The sequence below is a fragment of the Paenibacillus marchantiophytorum genome (assembly GCF_014640555.1).
GTDB classification, from domain to species: Bacteria; Bacillota; Bacilli; order Paenibacillales; family NBRC-103111; genus Paenibacillus_E; species Paenibacillus_E marchantiophytorum.
In genome coordinates, this window is sequence record NZ_BMHE01000133.1 from 1 (window position 1) to 849 (window position 849).

At 43.9% G+C, this 849-nt stretch carries 1 pseudogene; it reads right to left on the minus strand.

Annotated elements, in window-relative coordinates:
* Window positions 1–849 (minus strand): annotated as a pseudogene (locus IEY34_RS36280) (S-layer homology domain-containing protein); the annotation flags it as partial.

Here is an 849-nt window from a genome sequence, read left to right on the forward strand (position 1 = left end):
ATCGTGAAGTCACCCGTTGTTTCTACACGTCCATTCAAGGAAACACGCACTTCGCCATCATTGTTGTTATCGAAATCGCCATACTCTGCTTTGATTTGATCGGAGTTCGGTGTCACAATGATATTCACATTGGAGATAGCCGCCGAATCTTGTGCAACCGGATTTCCGTATTGATCAAATTGGGTTACTGGGATGGTTGCAATATCACCGGTGTTAGAAAGGGATGTTTTGTTATCCGCATATTTCGGTGCCCCCATCTCTACTTTCGTTACAAATGGTGCTGTTCCTAATTTGAATGTCTTCTGTGCCGAAACGCGGGAGTCATTCTCGTAAACATACACGGGAATCATCGTTAAGCCAGGTGTTGTTGCTGTCGCACCCGTACCGATCGTCGTTGTTGTGTCTAACGTAATAACAAGAGCGCCTGTATTATCTTTTGTAATGTTGCTATCAAAACCAGATGTCACCACGGTAAAATTGCTCGCAGAGATGGATGTATTCTCCCCATATTGGTTTTTAGCATTCACTTTTACACGCGCTTTTGCAGATTGGGCAATCGTGTCATTCGCATCGCCAAACGCAATACTCTTAACGACTTCGGCTTCCCCTGTAAATTTCGCAGTTGTCGTAGCTACTGTTTCAGCTTCTAAACCGCTCATCGTTACCGTATAATCAGCAGCACCAATTTTTTCATTTTCTTTAAGTGTTAGAATCGCTGATTTTTTATCCGCTGCAAAAGCCGTATCGACAGCAACGTTTACACTGCCCTTGGTAAGAGCAAGCTTCGCTTTCGCCGTGTCGACTGGTTTATTGAACGTAACTTCTACTTTTTGCACACCGGTTGCTTTT